We start from the raw sequence: 20,859 nt of genomic DNA on the forward strand, positions 1-20,859 counted from the left end.
CCCCCGAAACGAATTCCGGAAGCCCTTCTCGATCTTTGGCGAGTTTGAGAATCGCACTTCCTAGAATCACCGTCAAGCCTCTCGTGAGGCTTAGCGCCGTTTCGGCGAGCGTTTTTCTTTGCCCAGATCAAGGTGAAGGAAAATGCAGACGCATATCACGACGACGCCCTTTGGGCGGCGGTCGCTGTCGCTCGCCCATGTGGCAAGCCAGGCCGTGGCAAAGGCACGCCCGCTCGACAAAGCGGTGCACAAATGGAACGTGTTCCGGGCGATCTGCACGGCGAAAGCGCGCATCGGTGTCTCCGAGCGGGCGCTGGCGGTGCTCGATGCGCTGCTGTCCTTCCACCCGGAGACCGCGCTGACCGGCGAGGACCTCATCGTCTTCCCCTCGAACCAGCAATTGTCGCTGCGCGCCCACGGCATGGCGCCGGCGACGCTGCGCCGGCATCTTGCGGTGCTGGTCGATGCCGGGCTGATCGTGCGGCGCGACAGCCCGAACGGCAAGCGCTATGCCCGCAAGGACCGGGGCGGCGAGATCGAGCGGGCCTTCGGCTTCGATCTGTCGCCGCTGGTGGCGCGCGCCGATGAGTTCGAAGCCTGGGCCGAGGAGGTGAGGGCGGAAGAACGGGCGCTCAAGCTGGTGCGCGAGCGCATTACCCTGTGCCGGCGCGACATCGCCAAGATGATCGCCACCGGCATTGCGGAGGGCGTTCCCACACGTGGACGAGGGCCGGGTCCGGCCGACTGGATGGAGATCCACGGCCTTTTCCGGACCATTGTCGAGCGGATTCCGCGCAATGCCATCAGACTGGCGCTGGAGCCAATCGCCGAGGACCTGGCGCTACTCGCCGACGAGATCCTTACCCTGCTGGAAGCACACGTGAAAACGTCTGTTTTGAGCGCCAATGAGTCTCAAACTGAGCGCCACAAACAGAATTCAAATCCAGACTCCCCTATTGATCTTGAACCTCGCTTTCGAGAAAGCAGGGGGGCGGGGACTGAGCTGAAGACGGAACCGCCGCGCCAGCCAGAAGGGGCCTACCCTCTCGGGATGATCCTCGATGCCTGCCCCGATATCGTTGACTATGCCCGGGGTGGCATTTCCAACTGGCGGGACTTCATGGCAACCGTCGCCATTGTCCGGCCAATGCTGGGGATCAGTCCCAGCGCCTGGGAGGAGGCGCAAGCGGCGATGGGCGAGGTGCAGGCGGCCGTGGTCGTTGCCGCCATTCTCCAGCGCGGCACGGCGATCAACAGTGCCGGCGGCTATATGCGCGATCTGACGCGAAAGGCGGAAGCCGGCGCCTTCTCGATTGGACCGATGCTTATGGCGCTGATCGGCAAGCGGAAAGGCGAGAAGAAACGGGCATGAGGAGGGGCTGCGCGGCTTGAAAGGCCGGGGGGCGTGTAATACTTGTCCGTCAAATGTCCTTACCGGGATTGGCATGATGAGCACGACTGTGACGTCCAAGGGCCAGGTGACGATTCCCAAGCCGGTGCGCGATCTTCTGGGCATCGTGGCGGGGAGCCGGGTCGATTTTCGGCGCGCACCGGATGGCAGTGTGGTCTTGACGCGGGTGGACGAAAAGCGCGCGCCCAGTCGTTTCGCCAAACTGCGGGGGCATGCCGGCAAGGGGTTGACGACGGATGCCATCATGGCGCTGACGCGCGGTGATGCGTGACGCTGATCGATACGAATGTCCTGCTGGATCTCGTCACCGACGACCCGCGCTGGGCGCAATGGTCGATCGACCAGCTGGAGGCGGCATCCCTGCGCGGTCCGTTGCTCATCAACGATGTCGTCTATGCCGAGCTCTCGGTTCGCTATGAACGGATCGAGGCTATCGAGGCGGTTCTGAGCGAAACGGGGATAGCCGTTGCGCCGATGCCGCGCGCGGCGCTGTTTCTGGCGGGCAAGGTCTTTGCCTCCTACCGCAAGGCGGGAGGGACGCGCAGCGGCGTGCTGCCGGATTTTTTCATCGGCGCGCATGCGGCGGTGAGCGAGCTGCCGTTGCTCACGCGCGATAGTGGCCGCTATGGGCGCTATTTTCCCTCGCTGTCGCTGATCTCGCCGGAAGCCGGCGGCTAGAGCAGTGCATGGGCTTTCGCGTTACAATCCCGCCGCTTTGGTCAGGTTGACGCGAAAACGGTCGCGCCGGCGCTGGTAGCGGCGGGTCATTTCGGCGGAGGCGTGGCCGAGCTGTTTCTGCACATAGCGTTCATCCACCTCGGCCGAGGAGGCGAGGCCGGCGCGCAGCGAATGGCCGGCGAATTTCCCCTCGCGCTCGCCCTCGGAGAGATCACCGCGCACGCCAGCGGCCAGCGCGGCGCGCTTGACCAGGCGGGCGATCTCGCGGTCGTTCAGGCGCTCGGCGCCGACATTCGTGCCGCCGCCGGTCACCCGCCGGAACAGCGGGCCATGGCCGATACGGGCCAGTTGCAACCAGGTCTTGAGCGCCACCACAGGGCAGGTGGCATCCGACGAGCCGCGCCCGATCTCCACCTCGCGCCAGCCGGTTTTGCCGCGCAACGTGACGACCATGCCCTTGTCGAGGATTTCCACCCAGCCGCGCCCGTCCGGCGTCTGTTCACGCCCGAGATCCAGCCCGACGATTTCGGAGCGGCGCAGGCCGCCGGCGAAACCGATGAGCAGCATGGCCCGGTCGCGCAGGCCGCGGAGGGACCCGCGGTCAAGCGTTTCCAGCATGGCGCGCAGGTCTTCCGGCAGCACGGCCTCCTTCTGCCGGGGAGGGGCGGCGTGGGTGTTGCGGATGCCGGCCAGCACGGTGGCGACGTGCCGGTCCTTCCGGTCGAGCGGCGTGCCGCGCTGGGCGTAGTTCCAGCCAATGGCCGAGAGCCGCCGCTCGATGGTCGCCACCGAATTCGCCTTGCCGCCGGGAAGCGCCGTGCCCGAGGCGCAGGCAGTGATGTAGAGCCCGACCAGCTGAGGGGAGGGGGGCAGCGGGTCGAGGCCCTGCCGCCGGCACCAGGAGGCGAAATGCGCCCAGTCGCTGGCATAGGCGCGGCGCGTGTTTGCCGAGCTCGCCGCCTCGACATAGTCCCGCGCACGATCGGTAAGTTGTTCGAGATGGGCGGGCAGGGCCGATGACGGCTGCACAACAGGCGAGGGGAGGGGGCGGTCCAGCAAGGGATCCTGTGCCTCGATGAAGGGTGGCTCCGCTCCACTCATCAATCGGCGTCCCACGGGTTGATGAAGGAGGCGCCGGTATCGTCGAAATCCCTGGCATTGCGGGTGACGAGGATGAGGTCGTGGACAATGGCGGTCGCGGCGATCAGCCCGTCAATGTCGCCGCGCGGCCGGAGGGCGGCGATCCGCCCCCACTCGACCGAAATCGAAGCGGAGACGGGAAGAATGCGGTCGGCATGATCGTGGCGGAGCTTGCGCAGCCACTCGGCGAGGTGTCCCGCGGTTTTGGGATCGGTCTTCTGCTTCAGAGCGATGCCGCGCATGATCTCGCCAAGGGTCAGGGTGCTGAGATGGACACTGAGCGGATCGACGCTGCGCAGCCAAGCTATCGCCGGCAGTGAGCCGCGCCGCGCTTCCGAGATGACGTTGGTATCGACCAGATACATCAGAACGCGACGTCGCGGCTCGGAGCGCTGGCGCGCCGATCAACAGCCTCGGCGAGGTCCGCGTCCCAGGCCGGTCCAGACAATAGATCATCGACCAGACTCGGCCGGCCGGCACGCAGCGCGTCGTAATCGGCGGCGGAGAGCACGACCGCCGCGCGCTCGCCGCGCAGGGTGACGATTTGCGGTCCCTCGGAGCGTGCCTTCTGCACCACGCGAGAGAATTGGTTCTTGGCATCCTGCAGCGGCCATTCCATCGGCGCAAGCTCCTAGCTAGACTGTCTAGCTATATAAGGGGCGGTTCACCACCGTCAACGCCACGCATTCCCATCCAGGAGGGGCGATTCTGGCGCGATACTCGACTGTCTCTATATAAAGAGAGAAACGCCCGATAATGCAACATTATCGGATATTGTTATTCGCAGAAGGTAGGTGCGGTTAGTTGCGCTTATGATAGACGGAAGCGCACGCACCCGATAGGCTTTGGCCATGGACGCCGCGCTGATTCCGCTCTCTCCGCTCCCCTTCGCCGTGCCCATCCTCCCCGGCTGGGCGCTGTCGCGCGGGTCGGTGACGGCTCCCGCTGAAGCGGCCTTTCTGGCCGGTGCGGCGTTGAATTCCCTTGATAATCTGGTGCGGGCGGATCCGCCCTGGGCCGGTTCCTGGCGCCAGCGCCTCGCCCTGGCATGTGCCGCCGCCGCCATGCCCGTCGCCGGCCGGGCCGAGGACGAAGCCGCCCTGCGCGATGCGTGGTATCTGCGCCAGCCGGGCGACGATCCGGGCCCGGCCGGCACTATTCTCGCCGCCTGGAAGCGGCTGGCCGGCCGCTCGCCGGGCGTCGATGTGGAAACCCTGCGATCGGTCACCGGGCTGCTCGGGCTTCGCTGGAGCGAGGAGCTGGCGACGCTGCCGGAGCGCGTCGAGGCCCTGACCCGCGCGGGAGGTCCCGCGCCTTTTGCGGCTGCCGCGATTGCCCGAGAGGTGCAGGCACTGCGACCCGACGCCGAGCTGCTCGGATGGTGGTTGGCCGACCAGCTCCTGGCGCTGCGCCTGCGCTGGGCCGTGCCGGTGCCGCTGCTGATGGGCGAGGCGCGCAGCGCCGTTTTTCGCCGCGCTGGCAGGGGAGGGCGGTTGCGTCCCGGGGACGATGGCTTCGACACGGCCGTCTGTCTCGCCGTGGCCCAAGGCGCCACGCGGGCCCTGCGCTGCGCGACGGATCTTGCCCCCCGTGCGGCCCGGCTGCAGGCGGTAATGCCCAAGCTGCGTGCCAAGGGGGCCGGGGAGGCGATCGCCCTTCTGCTCGACGATGACGCGGTGCCGGGCACGCTGACGACACCGACCCTCTCGCGCTGGGGCGCGCGGCGCCTGTTCGAGCGCCTGGAAGCGCTTGGTGCGGTGCGGGAGCTGACCGGCCGCGCCAGTTTCAAACTCTACGGTCTCTGACATGGCCCGGCGCGCGAAAACTCCGGCGAGCTTCGATGCCGAGCTCGCACAGCTTCCGCCCGAGCTGCGCTGGCGCGAATGGATGGGCCGGGTCGAGGCGGTGATCTTCGCCTCCCCCACACCGGTGACTCGCGAGGCGCTGGCGCGTGTGGTCGGCCGCGACTGTAATCTCGACCTCATCATCGACGACATCCGCGCCGAGCTCGCCGGCCGGCCCTATGAGCTGGTGGCGGTTGCCGGCGGCTGGCAGCACCGCACCCGCAGGAGCTTCACGGATGCGATCCAGCTGGCGACCGGGCTGGGCACCTCCGATCCCAAGCCGCTGTCGCAAGCCGAGGCGCTGGTCCTGCTGTGCATCGGCTACTTCCAGCCGATCACCCGCGGCGAACTGGGAAAATTCTTCGGCAAGGAGATCAGCCGCGACGTTATCGGCCATCTCCGTGGGCTCGGCTTCATCGCCACCGGCCCGCGCTCGCCCCAGCCCGGCGCGCCCTATACCTATGTGACCACCCGGGAGTTTCTCAGCCATTTCGGGCTCGATACCCTGCGCGACCTGCCGGATATGGAAGCGCTCGAGGATGCGGGCCTGCTCAGCAAGGACCGGCTGCTGGCGGGGGAGTTTCCGCTGGCGTTCATGGAGGGGGACGGGGACGAGGATGTCCGCGAGATGGACGATAGCGAGCTCGATCCGCTGTCAGAGGCGCCGGACTGATGTCACCGGGCGGGTAAAAGGACTTCCATGGATACTCAATCGACCGGTATTGATACCGTCTCTACGAAGCAGTTCGAATCCCGCTCGATCCGCCAACCCCGCCGATTCTACGCCATGACGCGATATTCCGCGCGATGGCTACGCAAAGACCGCCGTTTGCCGCACGATATGTCGTGTGGCCGGCTATAGAGCCGAGACGAAAGTCTGAAGCCACGTCCGGAGCGCGATGATATCGGCACGCTGTTCCAATCCTGTGGCGCAAGCGAAATGATAGGCATCTCCGGCAAGCGATTGCGAGAACGGCTCTTCCAGCACGCCCGCGGCAAGGGCATCAGCGACTAGGACCCGACTGACTATGACCACGCCTTGTCCGGCGATGGCGGCCTGGACGGCCAACATACTGTCTGGAAATCGGGGACCGGCTTCCGGATTCACCCCAGTGACGCCCGCCTGCGCGCACCAACGGAACCAGTCCGGTTTCGGCGTCGGACGGCTTCGCCCGTCGATATGGATCAAGGTCGAATGCCGCAAATCGTCCAAATTGGATATACCGAGGGCAGGACTGCACAGAGGCGTTAGCAGGTCAGCGCAAAGGACCACGCTGACCACGCCGGGAAACGGGCCGCTTCCGTAGCGGATCGCGGCGTCGATACCGCCGGCTGCAACTCCTCCACGGCATTCGACGTCTGCAGCCGCAGATCGACCGTCGGAACGGCCTCGCGCAGCGCGTCCATCCGCGGCACCAGCCAGTGACTCAGAAATGCCGTCGTGGACGAGAGGGTTATAGTGGTCAGCCCCGTATCGGCGAGCAAGCGCTCGACGATCCTTTCGATTTCGCCGAAGCCGGAGGCGGTTGCCTCGTAGAGCGCCTTGCCCGGTGAGGTCAGCGTCACGGCTCTGGGCGTTCGATCAAGAACGCGAAAGCCCAGATAAGCTTCGAGTTGCCTGATCTGATGGCTGATAGCCGTAGGCGTGACCAGAAGCTCTTCGGCTGCCGCCTTGAAGCTTGCCCGGCGTGCCGCCGCTTCAAAGGCACGCCGCGAAGACAATGGCGGCAGGCGTTGGCGGAGCATGCTGAATTCAGTTCATCTTCAAGCTGAGAATTTCTATTTTTATTCTTTACAGAAATTAATTTATGGCCTTCAAACGAGATCATCTAAATAGAGAAATTCATCTAAGGATAGACGTATAGCAATGGTCGAACTGGTTGCTGGCTTGATTGATGTCTTCGCGGACTCGCCATTAACGGGCAACCCGCTTGCCGTTGTGCAAGGCGCAGACGATCTGACCGATGAGCAGATGCGGCGGATCGCCGGTGAGTTCAATCAGGCCGAGACCACCTTCCTAATGCGCAGTACGCGGGCTGACTGGAAGCTGCGCTCGTTCACGGCCAGCGGCGCGGAAGTGTTCGGTGCAGGACACAATGCTCTCGGCGCGTGGCTTTGGCTCGGTGAGCATGGCGATCTTGGTTCGCTGGTTACCGCACGGACGTTCCAGCAGGAGATCGGTTCCGACGTTCTGCCGATCGTCCTTGAGTCGATCGATGGCCGCGTCCACGGGCGGATGCGCCAGGCGACGTTGCGTTTGTTGGACTCCTTGGAAGATGTCACTCCTCTGGCCGCAGCCCTCGGCCTCGATCACGGTGACATCCTCTCCGAACCGCAACCGCGTCCCGCCGACACAGGAGCCGCTCATCTGATGGTGCGCGTTCGCAATGCCGACACGGTGGACAAAGCCAAGCCGGACGCCGGGGAATTGCTCGCCGTTCTGAAGGGGACATCGGCCGAAGGCTGCTACATCTACGCCTTCGATCCCGATATACCGGAGACGGCCTACGCTCGGTTCTTCAATCCGACCGTCGGCCTGTGGGAGGATGCGGCGACGGGAACAGCCGCCGGCCCGCTTGCCGCCTATCTCGTAGCCACGGGAATTCTGAAGACCCATGAACTGGCGATAGAGCAAGGCACGAAAATGGGTCGTCGCAGCATTCTGCGTATCCGCCTGACGCCTAAGCCCGAACTGTCAGGGACAGGGGTCGTCGTGCTCAGAGGTGCCCTGCGCCTTTAACGCGCCGCGGCCATCGACAAGTCATCACTTCCGTCCGCCGCCGAACACCATGAAGCTGGCCGCTGCGAGCAACCAGACACTGACGCCGCCATAGAGCATGACCTCGCCGAAACCGTCTGCGAGGGCCTGATGAACGATAGCGTCAGACACGCCTTGCTCCGATGAAGCGGCGGTTCCGGCGGCGATTGTCTCCGCGAGCGAACGCAGGCTGGGTGCGTCCGTGTCAATTGGCAGGCTCTTCCTGAGCGACGACAGCACCCCCTCGACCAGAATGAACCCCATGATGGGAATGTTGATGGCCAGCGAGATCATACGCGCGCTCATGTCGATGCCCGAGGCCATGCCGGAACGCGCAGCGGGGACCGCGCCCGTAGTCGTATTGGTGACCGGCGTGTTGGTCAGGCCGAGTCCGACGCCCGCCAGGATGCATCCCGGCAGCATGGTCAGCCAGTTCGAATTCCCGGCGCTGCTGCCGAGCTTCATCAGCATGAAGCCGAGGCCGATGGTGAACAGGCCGGCCGGAATGACGAGGCGGGGCTGGTGGCGCAGCGACAGGCGCTCGGCAAACGGCGGCACGACCAGTGCGGGCAGCGTGTAGGCGAGCAGGCCCAGCCCGGCAGCGACGCTGTGATAGCCGAGGCCCGCCTGGAACCAGATCGGCAGATAGATCATGAACGGCCAGAAGCTCATGTTCATCGCCGCCGAGCCGATGATCGCGCCGGAAAAAGGTCGGATGCGGAACACGGAGAAGTCGAACATCGGCCTTGGGGAGAGTTTCTCCACAGCGACGAAGGCGCTGAAACTCGCCACTGACAAGCCAAGGATCGCAAGTCCCCCCGTGCAGGCGAATCCAAGTTCCGGCCCCTGGGTGATGAAGAACGCGAGGCAGAACACCGCTGCCGACAGAGTGACGATGCCGATGAGGTCGAGACGGATCGCCTCCGGATCGCGCGATTCCCGCACGCCGCTGGCCGCCAGCAGAAAGGTCACGATGCTGAGCGCCACGTGGACGAGGAACACCCATTCCCAGCTCCAGAGTGCTACGATGGTGCCGCCGATGATCGGACCAAATCCCAGACCCACACCCGAGACAATGCCCCACCAGCCGAAGGCCATGCCACGCTCGCGCGCCGTGCGGAACTGGTGCGACAGGATGGCGATCTGGCATACCAGCATCGCCCCGCCGCTCAGGCCCTGAAGAAAGCGGGCGCCGATCAGCACGGGGACACTTGTCGTCAACCCGCACGCCAGCGAAGCCGCGCCGAAGGCGACGATGCTGGCGATGAACACGCGTTTGCGCCCGAATCGGTCAGCCAGTGCACCCGTCGCCATCAGCACCATCGTCACGCCGATCGTATAGGCGTTCATGATCCATTGAAGCTGCCGGAAATCCGCGTGCAGCACCTGTTCCAGAGTCGGAAGTATCGCCGGCACGCTGGAGATCTCCAGCCCGAACATCAGGGCCGACAGACAAACGGCGGCGAGCGCGATGGCGCTTCTACTGCCGGTTGAGGCAGATGCGGCAAGGGTCATGGTTCGGCCTTTCGGCGTCGGGACCGCAGCGGCAAATCCGGTCGTGACGGAAGGGCGCATATGCTTCGGTCCGCGGGTTAAGGAGTTGCGGCAAGCTAGCGAAACCTTGACCATAACTGAATTGGATGGTTGAATATTTCAGAGACAACAATTTCCGATTATTGACATGACCACGCTGGACGTGGACGCCGTCCAGGCGTTCGTCACCATCGCCGACCTTCAGAGCTTCACCCGCGCCGCCGAAGCGCTCGGGACGACGCAGGGCGCCATCAGCGTCAAGCTCAAGCGGCTTGAAGACCGGCTCGGTCAGCGGCTGATCGAGCGGACGCCGCGCTCGGTGCGGCTTTCGGCGCAAGGCGCGGTGTTTCTCACCGGGGCCCGCGAATTCCTGGCAGCCCATGAACGCGCCATTGCTGGTCTCACGTCCACGCGTCGCCGCTTCGGCCTTGGCATCGCCGCCCATGTCGCGGGGCCGGAGGTCCCGACGCTTCTGGCGCGGCTTAACGCTCACGACCCCGGCCTGACCATCGAAGTGCGCATGGAGAATTCGCGGGTGCTGCTCGACGCCTTCGATCGTGGCGAACTCGACGCTGCCATCATCCGGCGCGAGGACGACCGGCGCGACGGCGAGGTACTGGGACCAGAGCATTTCGGCTGGTTCGCCGCTCCCCAATTCGAACATCGTCAGGGCGAGCCTTTGCGGCTGGCTGCGCTCTCGCCCACCTGCGGCGTACGCGACATCGCCACCCGCGCATTGGACTCTGCTGCCATGGCATGGACGGAAGTGTTTCTTGGCGGCACCTCATCAATGGTGACGGCCGCAGTCTCCGCTGGCCTCGCCATCTCTGCCTTCTCCTGTCGCCTGGCCCCTCCCGGCACGGTCGAGGTCAGCCATCGCTTTGGCCTGCCGCCTCTGCCCTCCACCGAAATCGTGATGTTCTCGACCCTCACCGACGCCAGATCCCGTGAAGCCCTGCGCACGCTCGCCGCCGCCTTCCGCGAACATCGGCCGGGTTCGTGAGGGAGAGACCGACATGACGACCTTCGTCCTCATTCATGGCGCATGGCATGGTGGTTGGTGCTGGGATCGCGTCGCGCCGTTACTGGAGGTCGCCGGTCATCGCGTCGCCGCGCCCACATTGAGCGGACTGGGGGGGCGTCAGGAGGTAGGTGCAACTCGGATAGGCACACCGAGGCGAGTTGGTCGGGCGAATTAACAATTCGCCGATGTTAGGAGAGGCGGGCCAGCCCGCGCTGGAACAAGGCGATCTGCTGGAAGCTCTGCTGCTCTGCGCAGTGGAGCGTCACCAGGCTCTTCTCCCCAAGCGCTGGCCGCTCCCAACCAGCTCTGTGCATGACACCTCCCAATTCCGTTCCGTTTGAGTAAGACTGTGCCGACGATTGGCACGGCGCTGCGTCGAATGAGATCCCTCTGATGGAGATCCAGCCTCTGCTGTCGGCGAACGACATCCTGGCGCAACCGCGCTTCGGGCTGGCGCGCGAGATTTATGTCCGCGACATGCTCGAACTGCACGAGAACCAGCCGGCCGAGAACCGGCTGCTGATCGATGGTGGCACAGCGACGATCTTCATGAGCGTCATCATCATGGACGCCGGACATCGACCCCACGACCGCGCCACATGGCCGACCATGCAACTGCTCAAAGGGCAGATGGAGGCACATGGCATCGCGAGCTGGCGCCGCACTCACGATATCGTCCGCCGTCTTGCCGATACGGGATACATCTCCGCCTACCGGGCGCCGGATGATCGCCGCGTCACATTGCTGGCGCCCACGGACAAGATGCTAATCCATGATCGCCGCGCGCTCCGCGTCTATTATCACCCGCTGCACGTCCTCTTTCCGGACCCCGGATATCCCGAACCGGTCAACCACGACCCGGCCTTTCATCGCGTGGCGCGCGATATATGCGCCGCGTTCCTGGCCCATGCGCAGCAATTCATCCTGGCCAATCCGGTGATCGCCTTCTTCCTGCCCCGGCAGGCCGGCCACATGATCCTGACCAAGCTCATGCATGTGTGCGCCCACCAGGACGATCAGGCGGCGCCGCAGGTCTCCTTTCTCAAGATCGGCGACAGCTTCGGCGTGTCCCGCACCCATGTGCGCAAGTTGCTGCAGGGAGCGGCGGAGCTCGGCTTCGTGCGGCTGTCGGGCAACAGCGTCGACGTCACGCCCACGTGTCGCGCCAGCTTTGACCGATTCCTGGCCGACACCATGGCTGGCCATGATCTCATTTATCGCATGGCGAAAGCACGCATGGCCCCTGGCGAAGACGCCGCAGCGGTCCCAATCGCGACCGTTGAAGCCAGTTGACGGTATAAAATAACCTGCAGCGTCGACTTTTGCTTCCCTTTGCCGATGCAGGCGAAAAGTTCCGTAACGCCCCTACGGTGGTGCCTTTAGTGTCGGTGCGTCGGGACGTGGCGCGCGGCTCATCAGGTGGCCAGCAGCGCCCCGTGGCGATTGGAGCATCAGTATCGGAGGGATGTCATGGTACCCATTGTTGCCGCCGACACGCTCGCGCGGATCCATGTGCACGGCGCGACGGACCCGTCCGTCAACTGGCTCGGAGCCTTCGCCACCTGCGGCGGGCATGGCGCGAGCCAGTCCTCCACCATCGTCTATGAGATTCCGTCCGGCGGGCGCCTGGGGTGGCACACCGATGCCACGGAAGAGACCCAATACATCCTCGCCGGGACCGGCGAACTCCTGATGGAGGACGGCAGCCGCACCATCGGTGCGGGCAGCGTCTTCGCCTTGCCGCCGAACGTGCGGCACGACATCGTCAATACGGGCAGCGAGACGCTGCATGCGGTGGCCTTCTTCGCGGCGGCCATGTTCACCCAGACCTTCGACCAGGTGATGCTGCCGCCCGATACGCATGTGCTCGGCACGCCGAACCGGGACGGCTGACTTCGGGCGCTGAAGCGCCCTCTCTTTTCTGAGAAGAGAGGCCAGCACTCCTTTGGGTGCACGGGCGCGGGGTGCTGGCCGCCTGCGCGCTGCCGCCTGAAGCGGCCTTATCTCGGCGTCCACGAAATCGGCAGCAGGCCATCTCTCCTAAGCCGGAGCTGAAAAGGGGCTCAGGTCAGGAGGGATCGGGTTGCACCAGTCGAGCGCTTCTTCAACAGGATCGAGCAGGTGCCGGGCCTTGCCAACCGCTACGACCGGCGCCCAGGCGGAGTTCATCTTGGGACGAACGGTGCCTTGGTGCGCTGGGGCGATGTGTTCGCCGCTCCGCAGGTCTTCGTCGCTGCGATCGTTTTCGATGCTGGGGCGGGCGCGCGCATGAATGGCCGGGTCGCGCCAGTGAAGATTCCGCGTTGTTGCAATCAACTGACCGGGCGCATCTGGAGCTCTGCTATCTTTTTCTTCAGCGCCTTCATTTCCTCGAAGCGAGGCGTGATGTCCCGCAGCACGGCCACCATGCCGGTCACCTTGCCGGCCGCGTCCTTGATCAGGGCGATGGTGAACTCTAGCGAGATTCGCCGCCCGTCCCGCGTGAGGCCGGGTACGGCGAGCATGTCGCCAGCGCCATAGCGGCTTTGGCCGGAGGCGATGGTCTCGCGGTATCCCTCCCAGTGACGAGCGCGGAACGGCTCGGGAATGATGATGTCGAGCGAGCTTCCAAGCGCTTCCTCCTCGGTAAAGCCGAATATGCGCTCAGCGCCTGGGTTCCACAGCACGATGGCCCCCTCGGCGTCGCTGCCGACGACGGCATCGGCCGGGCTATCGATCAAGGCGTCCCCGATCGCCTGGCGCGCGATGCCCGCACTGCGCGAGCGGCGGGCCGCCACGGTAGTGCTTGGGGCGGGCGGGGAGGGCGAGGCCGACGGGGAATGGTCGAACAGGTCTTCCACGGTTCCGAAGAATTCGTAATGGAGCCGTTCGGCAGGAACGCCTGATGTGGCGAGGGCAGGCACGAAGCTCCTGAGGAAGGCCAGTGGACCGCAGAGGAAGTAATCTGCTTCGGTGATCGGGGAATGGGTTTCCAGCCAGTCCAGCGTCAGGTGTCCGGCAAGGTCGAAGTCTCGCCCGGCAACCTCCTCTTTTCCCGCCCTCGTATGGAAGAAAGTTGTCTCAGCTCCCACAGCGGCGGCAAGCGAGCGCACATGCTCCCGGAATGCGTGGGTGGCGTTGCTCTGCGTGCAATGAATGAACTGCACGGCGACATTACGTGGCGCGGCGGCAAGTGCCTCCAGCATCGCCACCATCGGTGTCAGCCCAACGCCGGCGCTCAGCATGACGAGGGGGCGCCCATCGCCGATGGGAAGCACGAAGGTGCCGGACGGTGGCGCGATGTCCAGGAGCGTGCCTTCGATCGCTTCGTCGTGCAGCCATTTCGACACCGTCCCCTCGGGCTCGCGTTTCACGGAGATGCGGTAGCTTTCGCCATTCGGCGCCGCCGAGATGGTGTAGTTGCGCTTCTGCCGACCTGCGCCGCCGATATCGGCGAACAGCGTCAGATGCTGGCCGGCAAGGTGTGGGGCGGGCGGGCGGCCGTCGAGCGGGCGCAGCACGAACGAGGTGATGACGTCGCTCTCCCTGTGGCGGCTCTCGACCGCAAAGGGGCGCGCCGCCTGGCCTGCGTACCCTTGGTCGTCTGTTTTCGCGCCACTTTCGGTCATGCCTTGCCTCCACTTTAATCATGTATATGCTATACATGTATTCGCGGACTGGAAACTGTCCAGACAGTCGACCATGCAACTGACACGCTATTCCGACTACGCCCTGCGCGCGCTGCTGTACCTCGCGGCACGTAACGACAGGCTCTGCGCGATTTCTGAAATCGCGGCCGCTTACTCCATTTCGCAGAACCATCTGGTGAAGGTGCTGCACGACCTCGGAAGAGCCGGCTATGTCGCGAGCGTGCGCGGCCGGACCGGCGGCTACCGGCTGGCGCGGCCCGCCAGCGAGATTCGCGTCGGCGCGTTGCTGCGCCACACCGAGGACGATTTCGATCTGGTCGACTGCGCCGGTTGCGCGTTGTCGGGCGGCTGCGGCGTGTCGCCCGTTCTGGACGAAGCGATGGGGGCTTTTTTCGCCGTCCTGGACAATTACACCCTCGCCAGTGTTGTGGAGCGCAAACACGGCTTCCAGCACTTGATCCTCTCTCTCGGCGCCGGCGCTCCGAGGGAGAGGATGGCATGAGCGTAGACGTTTCGTGGTCGTTGATCGCTATTCTGCTGGGCGCGACCCTGCTGTCGGTACAAGCATATCGCTTGTGATGGAAGCACGCGCACGGACTGACGGGGCTCGCCGGCCAATCGACGCCACCGTCGGTGTCGCCGTCCTCTGCTCAAGTGTCGCCTTCGCCATTCAATGGCACAGCATGCTCGTTGGGGGCGCGCTGGTTGCCGCCGCGTGCGGTCATTTTCCATTCCGTGATCTCGCGCCCAGCCGACAGCGCTTGGCTATCTGGAGTTCAGCCGGACCGCTGCTGATCTGTTTCGCACAGCTACGGCTGCGAAATCTTTGCGCCTTAATGACATTCCGGAGGTCGTCGTGTCCGCAAGCTCCCGCCTGAAACTATTTCGGCCCATTCTGGCCGGCGCCAATTTGCGTGACCGAATGCTGGCGTGCATAGGAGCCTTAGCCGGCATTGCGCTGACTGGGCTGATCTGCGCTTTCGCCGCGACCGAGCCGCAGCACCTGCTGTGGCTGGTCCCGCCGATGGGGGCTTCGGCGGTGCTGCTCTTCGCGGTGCCTGCCAGCCCTATGGCGCAGCCCTGGCCGGCGATCGGTGGCAACACGCTCTCCGCGCTCGTCGGCGTGCTGGTGGCGCACAGCCTGCCGCTGTCGCCGCTCTCCGCCGGGATCGCCGTCGGCGGCGCGATCGCCGTCATGTCGTTGCTGCGCTGCCTGCACCCGCCGGGCGGCGCCGCGGCGCTGGTGGGGCTGTTTGCCGGCGCGTCCTCCAGCTACGCTTTCCCGTTTCTTCCCGTCGGGGCGAATGCCGTGGTGCTCGTGGCCTCCGCCTGGGTCTATCACCGCTTCTCCGGGCATACCTATCCGCATGTGCCAGCACCGCCCGCCAAGCCGGCGACGGAACTGCCCTGGACCTTCAGCAAGTCGGATCTGGCTGCCGCTCTGGAACGGACGGGCGAGACCTTCGACATTGACGTGAACGATCTCGAGCGGCTGCTGCGCGAGATCGAGCAGAGGGCGCTGGCGCGCTCCTACCGAGACCTTGCCTGCGCGGATATCATGCATCCGGGCGTCGTGGCCGGCCGCGTGACGATGCCGGTGGATGAGGTGCGCGCGCTGCTGGTCCAGCACGACGTCCGCCGATTGCCCATCCTCGACGAGGACGGCCGGATCGTCGGCGCGATCGGGCTTCGGGAACTCGCGGCTTCCGGCGCCTTGCTGGCAGAAGCGATGACCCCGGCCACCACCGCCGCGCCGGATACGCCCGCCATCAGCCTCCTCGACCGCTTCGCCCTCGACCGTGTCCATGCCGTCTTCATCGTGGACGCCGCACGTCGCCCTGTTGGGGTGGTAACGGAGGCGGATTGGCTCGCCGTGCTGAGACGCGGTCTGGCTTGAAAACGCGGACCGGCCGGCGGTGATGCGCGTCCTGACGCTGCGGCGAACGGCAGTCCGCAGCCTTTCCCGGAGGCCGGCCGGGCGATCACGCTTGGAAACGGCCGCTCCCGCCGGACCGGAACCGGGAAAGCCACGCTCGGCAGGCGGCACGACGCCGAAGCCTCATGAGCCCCCGAGTGCGTGTCCCCGCCCGGCGCGGGTGGGGGGGCGGCGGGTGGCTCAGAACGGCCATGACGCTGGCTTCCAGGTTGATTTTTCCTGCCTCGACGGGCCGGTCATAGAGGACAGCGTCGAGTTCGGCGGTCTCGCGCCCGCTCACCGGCAGTCCCAGCTCACGCCTTCGGCGAAGGTAGGCGTCAGCTGCGCGGCGGAGCGCGAAAAGGTCTCCGGAGCGGGCGGCGCGCTTCAGCCGGCGGCGCGTTGGATCGACAGGGGAGAGCCGCCGTAGGGTGCGCAGAAGATGCGCCCTTCGGCGCGGCGCCAGCCCGGTGATGCACAGGCCGAGCCCGGTCAATGTCCCCACCATCAGGGCCGCCAGACCCGCCCCCACGTGCCCGGCCGACAGCCGGGCGGTGCCGCTGCGATTGTCGTTGAAGCTGGCATAGCCGAAGGGAAGGGCGGGGATTTCCGCTGTCCGCATCGCGCGGGCCACCGTGTCGAACCACGCGATGGAGACAGGCGGCAGCACGCCGGGTTCTCCGGTCTTGGGACGCAGATGCCATTCCCACACCAGCGTCGTCACCGGGCCAGCGGGCGTCGGGACCATTTCGCGCTGCTCCGGTGCGGCGAAGCTAATGAGCCAGGGCTCGCGCATGGCCGGGCGCGCCGGCAGCATGTGTGGCAGTGTGCCCTCCGCCTTCAGCGTGACACGGCGCACCAGCGTGTCGCCGTCGCGCAGCGCGCCGGGCGCGGCTGACAGCGTATCCTCGACCGTGAGGCTTGCGGCGGAAAGAGGCGTGCCCTCGCCGGGATAGGGCGCGACGGCAAGGCTGACCGGCGGCGCCGTCACATCGAGCGGGGCGCGCAGGTTCTTCTCATCGACTACGGTGAGGTGATGCGTCACCGGGCCGAGGGATAAGGTCCCGGCTCGCCGGGGGAAGACGGCGAGGCGCCGCTCGAACACCCGGACGGTGCGCCCGTCGATCTCCTCGTCCCGCCACTGGTCGCGCGCGAGTTGCATCCAGTCGTAATCCTGCGAGCCAGGGAAGCTCAGCGTCTCCAGCGCGATGCGGCTGGTGTATTCGCCCCTCAGCGTTACCGGGATCATCTCGCCGACCACCGGCGGCGCGCCGTCCGGCAGCAGCAGCCGCAGGCTGTCGGCACGTGCGTCACTCGCGATCAGGAGAAGAAGCAGGCCGATCCATCTCACCATTTCTCGCCCTCTTCCGGCCGCAGCAGGCCGAGGCCCGCCCGCCGCTCATATTCCTTGCGTAGGCGCAGGCGCAGGAATTCGCCGGGATCGTCGGCGAGCGTTTCCAGCCACGCATCGGACGCGGCGAACCCGCGCGCCTCGATCGGCTTTTTCCAGGCGGGGTCGGGCGTGCCCGCCAGGGTGGGGCCGTCCACCTGCGCCGAGGGGCCGAGACCGCCCTCGCCGGGCAGCCGCCCCGGCACCGTGGTCTCGCCGGTGGTCTTCGGCGCCATGGCATCGACCAGATCGCGCAGCCGGCGCGCCTCCTCGTCCGAGGGACTGGCGAAGAGCACGGCGTCGAAATAGGCGACCGACAGGGCGTACCGGCCAGTGGCGGCGAGCGTCAGCGCGCGGTTGAAGGTCTGGCTGCGCCCCGCCTCGGCGAAGGCGGCGTCGGCCGCGGCGTAATCGCCCGCGCGGTACAGGGCGAGCCCGCGTGCCGCCGCGTCGTCCAGCAGCCGCGCGGCCGCGCCGGGCGCCCCGCTCTGCAATAGCAGGCGTCCCCAGGCGGCGGGGCCGGCAATGAGGACGCAAGCGAGCCCGGCCACGGCGACGAGAGCGAGGCGCGGGCGCAGGACAGGCGTCATGCACGCCTCCGGAAAAGGCCGAGCAGCGGCAGTCCAGCCAGGCCGGCGAGGTAAGGGCCGAGATCGAGGAACGCCAGGGTCGCGAGCGCCGGATCCCGCTCCAGCGTCCCCTGCCGCGACAGCCGGCGGAGCACCGGGGAGGGGGCACGGGCGGGAGCCGCGAGGCTTGCGAGTGCTTCGAGCGCAGTGGCATCGGCTGTGCCGCCCGCCGGGCCGGCCAGGGTGAGCACGGAAAGCCGCACGCCGTCGGCGGCAAGACGCTCGGCTTCCGCGCGCGTGGCGTCATCGACGCCGCCGCCGTCGGACACCAGAACGAGATCGGCATCCCGACCGCCCTGCAGCATCTGCCGCGCCAGCGCCAGCGCACTGGCGGGGCGGCTGCCGCTGCCCGGCAGGGTGTCGGCGCCGAGCACGGCGATCTGGCTCTCCAGCGTCGCCGGATCGGCCGTGGGCGCCGCCACTTCATAGGCCTCGCCGGAATAGAGCAGCATTCCGACCGGCCGCCCGGACGCCGCCGTCAATAGAGTGGCGGCGGCGGCCTGCGCGTCGGCGAGCGCGGGGCTCTCCGTCACCGACGGCGACATGTCGAGGGCGATCAGCACCGCCCCACTTCCCGCGAGGAGAGGCGCGTCCGCGCGCGGCATCGCGGGGCCGCAGAGGCCGAGGCACAGCAGGGCGGCAGAGGCGAGCACGGCCACACCCTGGCGCGCGGCTCTCGCCTGCAGATGCCCCAGCGCCCGCATCGCCGCGAACATGGCCGGCGGCATCACCCGCTCCCAGCCCCCGGCAGCAGGGCCGCGCCGCCATTGCCACAGCGCCAGAACAAGGAGGAGCGGCAGCACTGCGAGCCACCATGGACGCAGCAGGACGAGTTCGTTCATGTCCGCCTCCACGCGGCGAGCAGCAGCAGCACCAGTGCCGCGCCGCCGGGCCACATCCAGAGCGGGCGCCAGTAGCGCAATGGCGGGCGCTTCATCGGGTTGGGCTCGAGCTTGTCCAGCGTTGCCGCCATCGCCTCCAGGTCCTCCATGCCGCGCACCCGGAAGCTGGTGCCGCCGCCGACCTCGGCAATCTCCCGCAAGGCGACGGCGTCCACCGCGTCGCGCGAGGCCGGCTGGCCCTCAAGATCCTCCGGGCCCAGCGCGATGGTGTGCACCCGCACCCCATGGCTGGCCGCGAGCCGCGCCACATCCGCTGCCTGAACCTTGCCCGACGTATCCATGCCGTCCGACAGCAGGACGACCACCTTGGTCGTGGCGTCACTTGCCATGATGCGCCGCGTCGCCAGCCCCAGCCCGTCCGATATGGCGGTGGAGCGGCCCGAAATGCCGATCTGGGCGATGTCGATGGCGCGGGCCACCGAGGCGACGTCGAACGTCGGCGGCTGCGCCACATAGGCCCGGTCGCCGAAGATCACGAGCCCGATCCGGTCGCCGCGACGCGCGGCAACGAAGCGCGCCGCGACGCGCTTCACGGCATCGAGCCGCGAGAGCGGCTTGCCGTCGAGCATGAAGTCCTCCTTGAGCATGCTGCCGGAGAGGTCGAGAGCCAGCAGGATCTCGCGGCCGGAGGCGGTCACCAGCTCACGCGTCGCCGCCACCTGCGGGCCGGCGAGCGCCACCACCAGCGCGACCCAGGCGGCGAGGAGAACCGCGCCTGCCACCCGATCCCCCCCGCCGCGAGCCGTCAGCGCCGCGGCGAAGGCACCGGGCGCGACGCGCAGCCCGGCCTCCGCCGGCGCCCGACCGGCGAGAAGGAGACGCGCCAGCAGGGGGAGCGGAAGCAGCAGCAGGGCCAAGGGAAACGCAAGCGTCATCGCCGCGGCCGCCTTGCCTTCAGCGCGATGCGCTCGATCTCTGCCGGTGCAAGCGGCGGCGCGCTGCCATACGCCATGGCACGCAACCGTGCCGGCAAATGCCCGAGAAGGCGGCCGATCGCCAGCACCCGCTCCTGCGGCGGCATCCCACGCGTGGCGCGAACAAGCGCCCGCCGCGACGGGCGGTAGGCGAAGAAGGGCGCTGCCAGCAGCGACAGCACCGCCGCCACCAGCAGGCCAGCGCCGAACAGCAGCAGCAGGTCGGCGGCGTTCATCTGCGTCAGCGCCGGCGGCAGGCGCCCCTCCGGCAGGGCAGCGATGAGTTCAGCAGGCGTCATCGTCCACCACCTCCAGGGTCACATTCAGTGCCCGCAGCTGCCGCGCCAGCGCCGCGTGGTCGAAAGGGGCCAACCGCGCGAGGCGGGTGAGCGCGCCGGCCCGGATGGGAAGCGGCCATGGCGGCGGGGAGGTCTCGAGCGGATCGAGCGGCAGCAGAACCCGTACCCGGCGCCGGCGGGCCAGCCGGGCCAGCGCTGGCTCATCCCCGGGCGCTAGGCCCTCCGGGCCGGTGGCGAGTATCACCTCGCCGCCGGGCGGCGAGAGGCGCGCGGCGTGGATAAGCGCCTCCTCCAGCGAGGGCCCTTCTCTCCCGGAGCCGAGCGCCTGGTCGTGGCGGCTGGCGAGCATGTGGCTGATGCGGATCATTTGCGGCGTGCCGCCGCCCAGGGGAACCACCGCGATGCCGTGGGCGGTGACGCTGATGACAGCCAGGGAGGCGCCCCGCGCCACCGCCTGCCACCCCTGCCGCGCCGCCAGCCGTGCCGCGCGCACCGAGCGCAGCGCGGCGCCGGTGCCCCACAACATGGGCGGGCGGAAATCCGCAATCAGCAGCAGCGTGTCGTCGCGATCCTCATGAAAGGTGCGGATATGCGGGGCGCCGGTGCGGGCGGTGGCGGAAGGGTCGATGCGGCGGGCGTCGTCGCCCTCGGCAAAGGCGCGGATCTCGCGCAGATCCATTCCCGCCCCTGGCGGCTTGGCGGGAACGGCGCCCGGACGGCGCGAGGCGGGCTGTAATCGCTTCGTTCTGAGAGCACCCTCGCGAAGCGCCAGCAACTCGCCGGCGTGAAGCCG

At 67.0% G+C, this 20,859-nt stretch carries 26 protein-coding genes; 12 read left to right on the plus strand and 14 right to left on the minus strand.

Going from position 1 to position 20,859, the window contains the following annotated elements:
- Positions 1-142: 142 nt before the first annotated feature.
- The 3 genes from repC to J2S76_RS15270 all read left to right on the plus strand — a co-directional run bounded on the left by repC (position 143) and on the right by J2S76_RS15270 (position 2,089).
- Positions 143-1,372 carry a plasmid replication protein RepC gene (gene repC, locus J2S76_RS15260; protein ID WP_307061623.1) on the plus strand — a complete coding sequence of 410 codons (1,230 nt, stop codon included), beginning with the start codon at positions 143-145 and terminating at the stop codon, positions 1,370-1,372.
- 76 nt (positions 1,373-1,448) lie between these two features.
- Positions 1,449-1,682, plus strand: coding sequence for an AbrB/MazE/SpoVT family DNA-binding domain-containing protein (locus J2S76_RS15265; protein WP_307061625.1), 234 nt, complete (start codon positions 1,449-1,451; stop codon positions 1,680-1,682).
- Positions 1,679-2,089: a type II toxin-antitoxin system VapC family toxin gene (locus J2S76_RS15270; protein WP_307061627.1), complete on the plus strand. Its 411-nt coding sequence runs from the start codon at positions 1,679-1,681 to the stop codon at positions 2,087-2,089. The genes J2S76_RS15265 and J2S76_RS15270 overlap by 4 nt, the downstream gene beginning before the upstream one ends.
- A gap of 21 nt (positions 2,090-2,110) precedes the next feature.
- Here the strand turns inward: J2S76_RS15270 and J2S76_RS15275 are convergent, their stop codons facing one another.
- From J2S76_RS15275 to J2S76_RS15285, 3 genes are read right to left on the minus strand one after another with little or no spacing between them, the layout of a single operon-like run.
- Positions 2,111-3,190, minus strand: coding sequence for a site-specific integrase (locus J2S76_RS15275; protein ID WP_307061629.1), 1,080 nt, complete (start codon positions 3,188-3,190; stop codon positions 2,111-2,113).
- Positions 3,190-3,594 (minus strand): type II toxin-antitoxin system VapC family toxin, encoded by a 405-nt coding sequence (locus J2S76_RS15280; protein ID WP_307061631.1) that lies wholly within the window; start codon positions 3,592-3,594, stop codon positions 3,190-3,192. The genes J2S76_RS15275 and J2S76_RS15280 overlap by 1 nt, the downstream gene beginning before the upstream one ends.
- Positions 3,594-3,848 (minus strand): type II toxin-antitoxin system Phd/YefM family antitoxin, encoded by a 255-nt coding sequence (locus J2S76_RS15285; protein WP_307061633.1) that lies wholly within the window; start codon positions 3,846-3,848, stop codon positions 3,594-3,596. Before J2S76_RS15285 ends, J2S76_RS15280 begins: the two co-directional genes overlap by 1 nt.
- 232 nt (positions 3,849-4,080) lie before the next feature.
- On the opposite strand from J2S76_RS15285, the gene J2S76_RS15290 reads away from it, so the two are divergent.
- Both J2S76_RS15290 and scpB read left to right on the plus strand, forming a co-directional pair.
- Positions 4,081-5,034: a DUF1403 family protein gene (locus J2S76_RS15290; protein WP_307061634.1), complete on the plus strand. Its 954-nt coding sequence runs from the start codon at positions 4,081-4,083 to the stop codon at positions 5,032-5,034.
- Between the two features lies 1 nt (position 5,035).
- Complete coding sequence (gene scpB, locus J2S76_RS15295) at positions 5,036-5,746, plus strand: SMC-Scp complex subunit ScpB (RefSeq protein WP_307061635.1); 711 nt, start codon at positions 5,036-5,038, stop codon at positions 5,744-5,746.
- A gap of 183 nt (positions 5,747-5,929) precedes the next feature.
- On the opposite strand, the gene J2S76_RS15300 is transcribed toward scpB, so the two are convergent.
- Both J2S76_RS15300 and J2S76_RS15305 read right to left on the minus strand, forming a co-directional pair.
- The gene (locus J2S76_RS15300; protein ID WP_307061998.1) at positions 5,930-6,397 is read right to left on the minus strand and encodes a LysR substrate-binding domain-containing protein; all 468 of its coding nucleotides are present in this window, start codon (positions 6,395-6,397) and stop codon (positions 5,930-5,932) included.
- On the minus strand, positions 6,322-6,819 hold the full coding sequence (locus J2S76_RS15305; protein ID WP_307061637.1) for a LysR family transcriptional regulator: 498 nt from the start codon (positions 6,817-6,819) through the stop codon (positions 6,322-6,324). Before J2S76_RS15305 ends, J2S76_RS15300 begins: the two co-directional genes overlap by 76 nt.
- 121 nt (positions 6,820-6,940) lie before the next feature.
- On the opposite strand from J2S76_RS15305, the gene J2S76_RS15310 reads away from it, so the two are divergent.
- The gene (locus tag J2S76_RS15310) at positions 6,941-7,813 is read left to right on the plus strand and encodes a PhzF family phenazine biosynthesis protein (protein ID WP_307061639.1); all 873 of its coding nucleotides are present in this window, start codon (positions 6,941-6,943) and stop codon (positions 7,811-7,813) included.
- Between the two features lie 24 nt (positions 7,814-7,837).
- Here the strand turns inward: J2S76_RS15310 and J2S76_RS15315 are convergent, their stop codons facing one another.
- Positions 7,838-9,346, minus strand: a complete 1,509-nt coding sequence (locus J2S76_RS15315) for an MFS transporter (RefSeq protein ID WP_307061640.1) — start codon at positions 9,344-9,346, stop codon at positions 7,838-7,840.
- Between the two features lie 166 nt (positions 9,347-9,512).
- On the opposite strand from J2S76_RS15315, the gene J2S76_RS15320 reads away from it, so the two are divergent.
- Entirely contained in the window at positions 9,513-10,367 is an 855-nt protein-coding gene (locus J2S76_RS15320; RefSeq protein ID WP_307061642.1) for a LysR family transcriptional regulator, read from the plus strand.
- A 13-nt stretch (positions 10,368-10,380) separates the two neighbouring features.
- Positions 10,381-10,563, plus strand: a complete 183-nt coding sequence (locus J2S76_RS15325; protein ID WP_370874764.1) for an alpha/beta fold hydrolase — start codon at positions 10,381-10,383, stop codon at positions 10,561-10,563.
- 13 nt (positions 10,564-10,576) lie between these two features.
- Here the strand turns inward: J2S76_RS15325 and J2S76_RS15330 are convergent, their stop codons facing one another.
- Entirely contained in the window at positions 10,577-10,702 is a 126-nt protein-coding gene (locus tag J2S76_RS15330) for a hypothetical protein (RefSeq protein WP_307061644.1), read from the minus strand.
- 79 nt (positions 10,703-10,781) lie between these two features.
- Between J2S76_RS15330 and J2S76_RS15335 the strand changes: the two genes are divergently transcribed.
- Entirely contained in the window at positions 10,782-11,681 is a 900-nt protein-coding gene (locus J2S76_RS15335; RefSeq protein ID WP_307061646.1) for a helix-turn-helix domain-containing protein, read from the plus strand.
- A gap of 177 nt (positions 11,682-11,858) precedes the next feature.
- Positions 11,859-12,281, plus strand: coding sequence for a cupin domain-containing protein (locus J2S76_RS15340; RefSeq protein ID WP_307061648.1), 423 nt, complete (start codon positions 11,859-11,861; stop codon positions 12,279-12,281).
- A gap of 419 nt (positions 12,282-12,700) precedes the next feature.
- Here the strand turns inward: J2S76_RS15340 and J2S76_RS15345 are convergent, their stop codons facing one another.
- Positions 12,701-13,996 carry a PAS domain S-box protein gene (locus tag J2S76_RS15345; protein WP_307061651.1) on the minus strand — a complete coding sequence of 432 codons (1,296 nt, stop codon included), beginning with the start codon at positions 13,994-13,996 and terminating at the stop codon, positions 12,701-12,703.
- Positions 13,997-14,069: 73 nt separating this feature from the next.
- Between J2S76_RS15345 and J2S76_RS15350 the strand changes: the two genes are divergently transcribed.
- Together J2S76_RS15350 and J2S76_RS15355 are read left to right on the plus strand one after the other, a co-directional pair.
- Positions 14,070-14,519: an RrF2 family transcriptional regulator gene (locus J2S76_RS15350; RefSeq protein WP_307061652.1), complete on the plus strand. Its 450-nt coding sequence runs from the start codon at positions 14,070-14,072 to the stop codon at positions 14,517-14,519.
- Between the two features lie 354 nt (positions 14,520-14,873).
- Positions 14,874-15,914 (plus strand): HPP family protein, encoded by a 1,041-nt coding sequence (locus J2S76_RS15355; protein ID WP_307061654.1) that lies wholly within the window; start codon positions 14,874-14,876, stop codon positions 15,912-15,914.
- Between the two features lie 85 nt (positions 15,915-15,999).
- Here J2S76_RS15355 and J2S76_RS15360 read toward each other — a convergent pair whose 3' ends face one another.
- From J2S76_RS15360 to J2S76_RS15385, 6 genes are read right to left on the minus strand one after another with little or no spacing between them, the layout of a single operon-like run.
- Complete coding sequence (locus J2S76_RS15360) at positions 16,000-17,286, minus strand: hypothetical protein (protein WP_307061656.1); 1,287 nt, start codon at positions 17,284-17,286, stop codon at positions 16,000-16,002.
- A complete protein-coding gene (locus tag J2S76_RS15365) occupies positions 17,280-17,912 on the minus strand; it encodes a hypothetical protein (RefSeq protein WP_307061658.1) in 633 nt (210 codons plus the stop codon). Before J2S76_RS15365 ends, J2S76_RS15360 begins: the two co-directional genes overlap by 7 nt.
- Complete coding sequence (locus tag J2S76_RS15370) at positions 17,909-18,793, minus strand: vWA domain-containing protein (RefSeq protein ID WP_307061660.1); 885 nt, start codon at positions 18,791-18,793, stop codon at positions 17,909-17,911. Before J2S76_RS15370 ends, J2S76_RS15365 begins: the two co-directional genes overlap by 4 nt.
- The gene (locus J2S76_RS15375; protein WP_307061662.1) at positions 18,790-19,728 is read right to left on the minus strand and encodes a VWA domain-containing protein; all 939 of its coding nucleotides are present in this window, start codon (positions 19,726-19,728) and stop codon (positions 18,790-18,792) included. The genes J2S76_RS15370 and J2S76_RS15375 overlap by 4 nt, the downstream gene beginning before the upstream one ends.
- On the minus strand, positions 19,725-20,066 hold the full coding sequence (locus J2S76_RS15380) for a hypothetical protein (RefSeq protein ID WP_307061663.1): 342 nt from the start codon (positions 20,064-20,066) through the stop codon (positions 19,725-19,727). Before J2S76_RS15380 ends, J2S76_RS15375 begins: the two co-directional genes overlap by 4 nt.
- Positions 20,053-20,745 (minus strand): DUF58 domain-containing protein, encoded by a 693-nt coding sequence (locus J2S76_RS15385; RefSeq protein WP_307061665.1) that lies wholly within the window; start codon positions 20,743-20,745, stop codon positions 20,053-20,055. Before J2S76_RS15385 ends, J2S76_RS15380 begins: the two co-directional genes overlap by 14 nt.
- Between the last annotated feature and the right edge of the window lie 114 nt (positions 20,746-20,859).

It is taken from the genome of Ancylobacter vacuolatus (assembly GCF_030813595.1).
Lineage (GTDB): Bacteria > Pseudomonadota > Alphaproteobacteria > Rhizobiales > Xanthobacteraceae > Ancylobacter > Ancylobacter vacuolatus.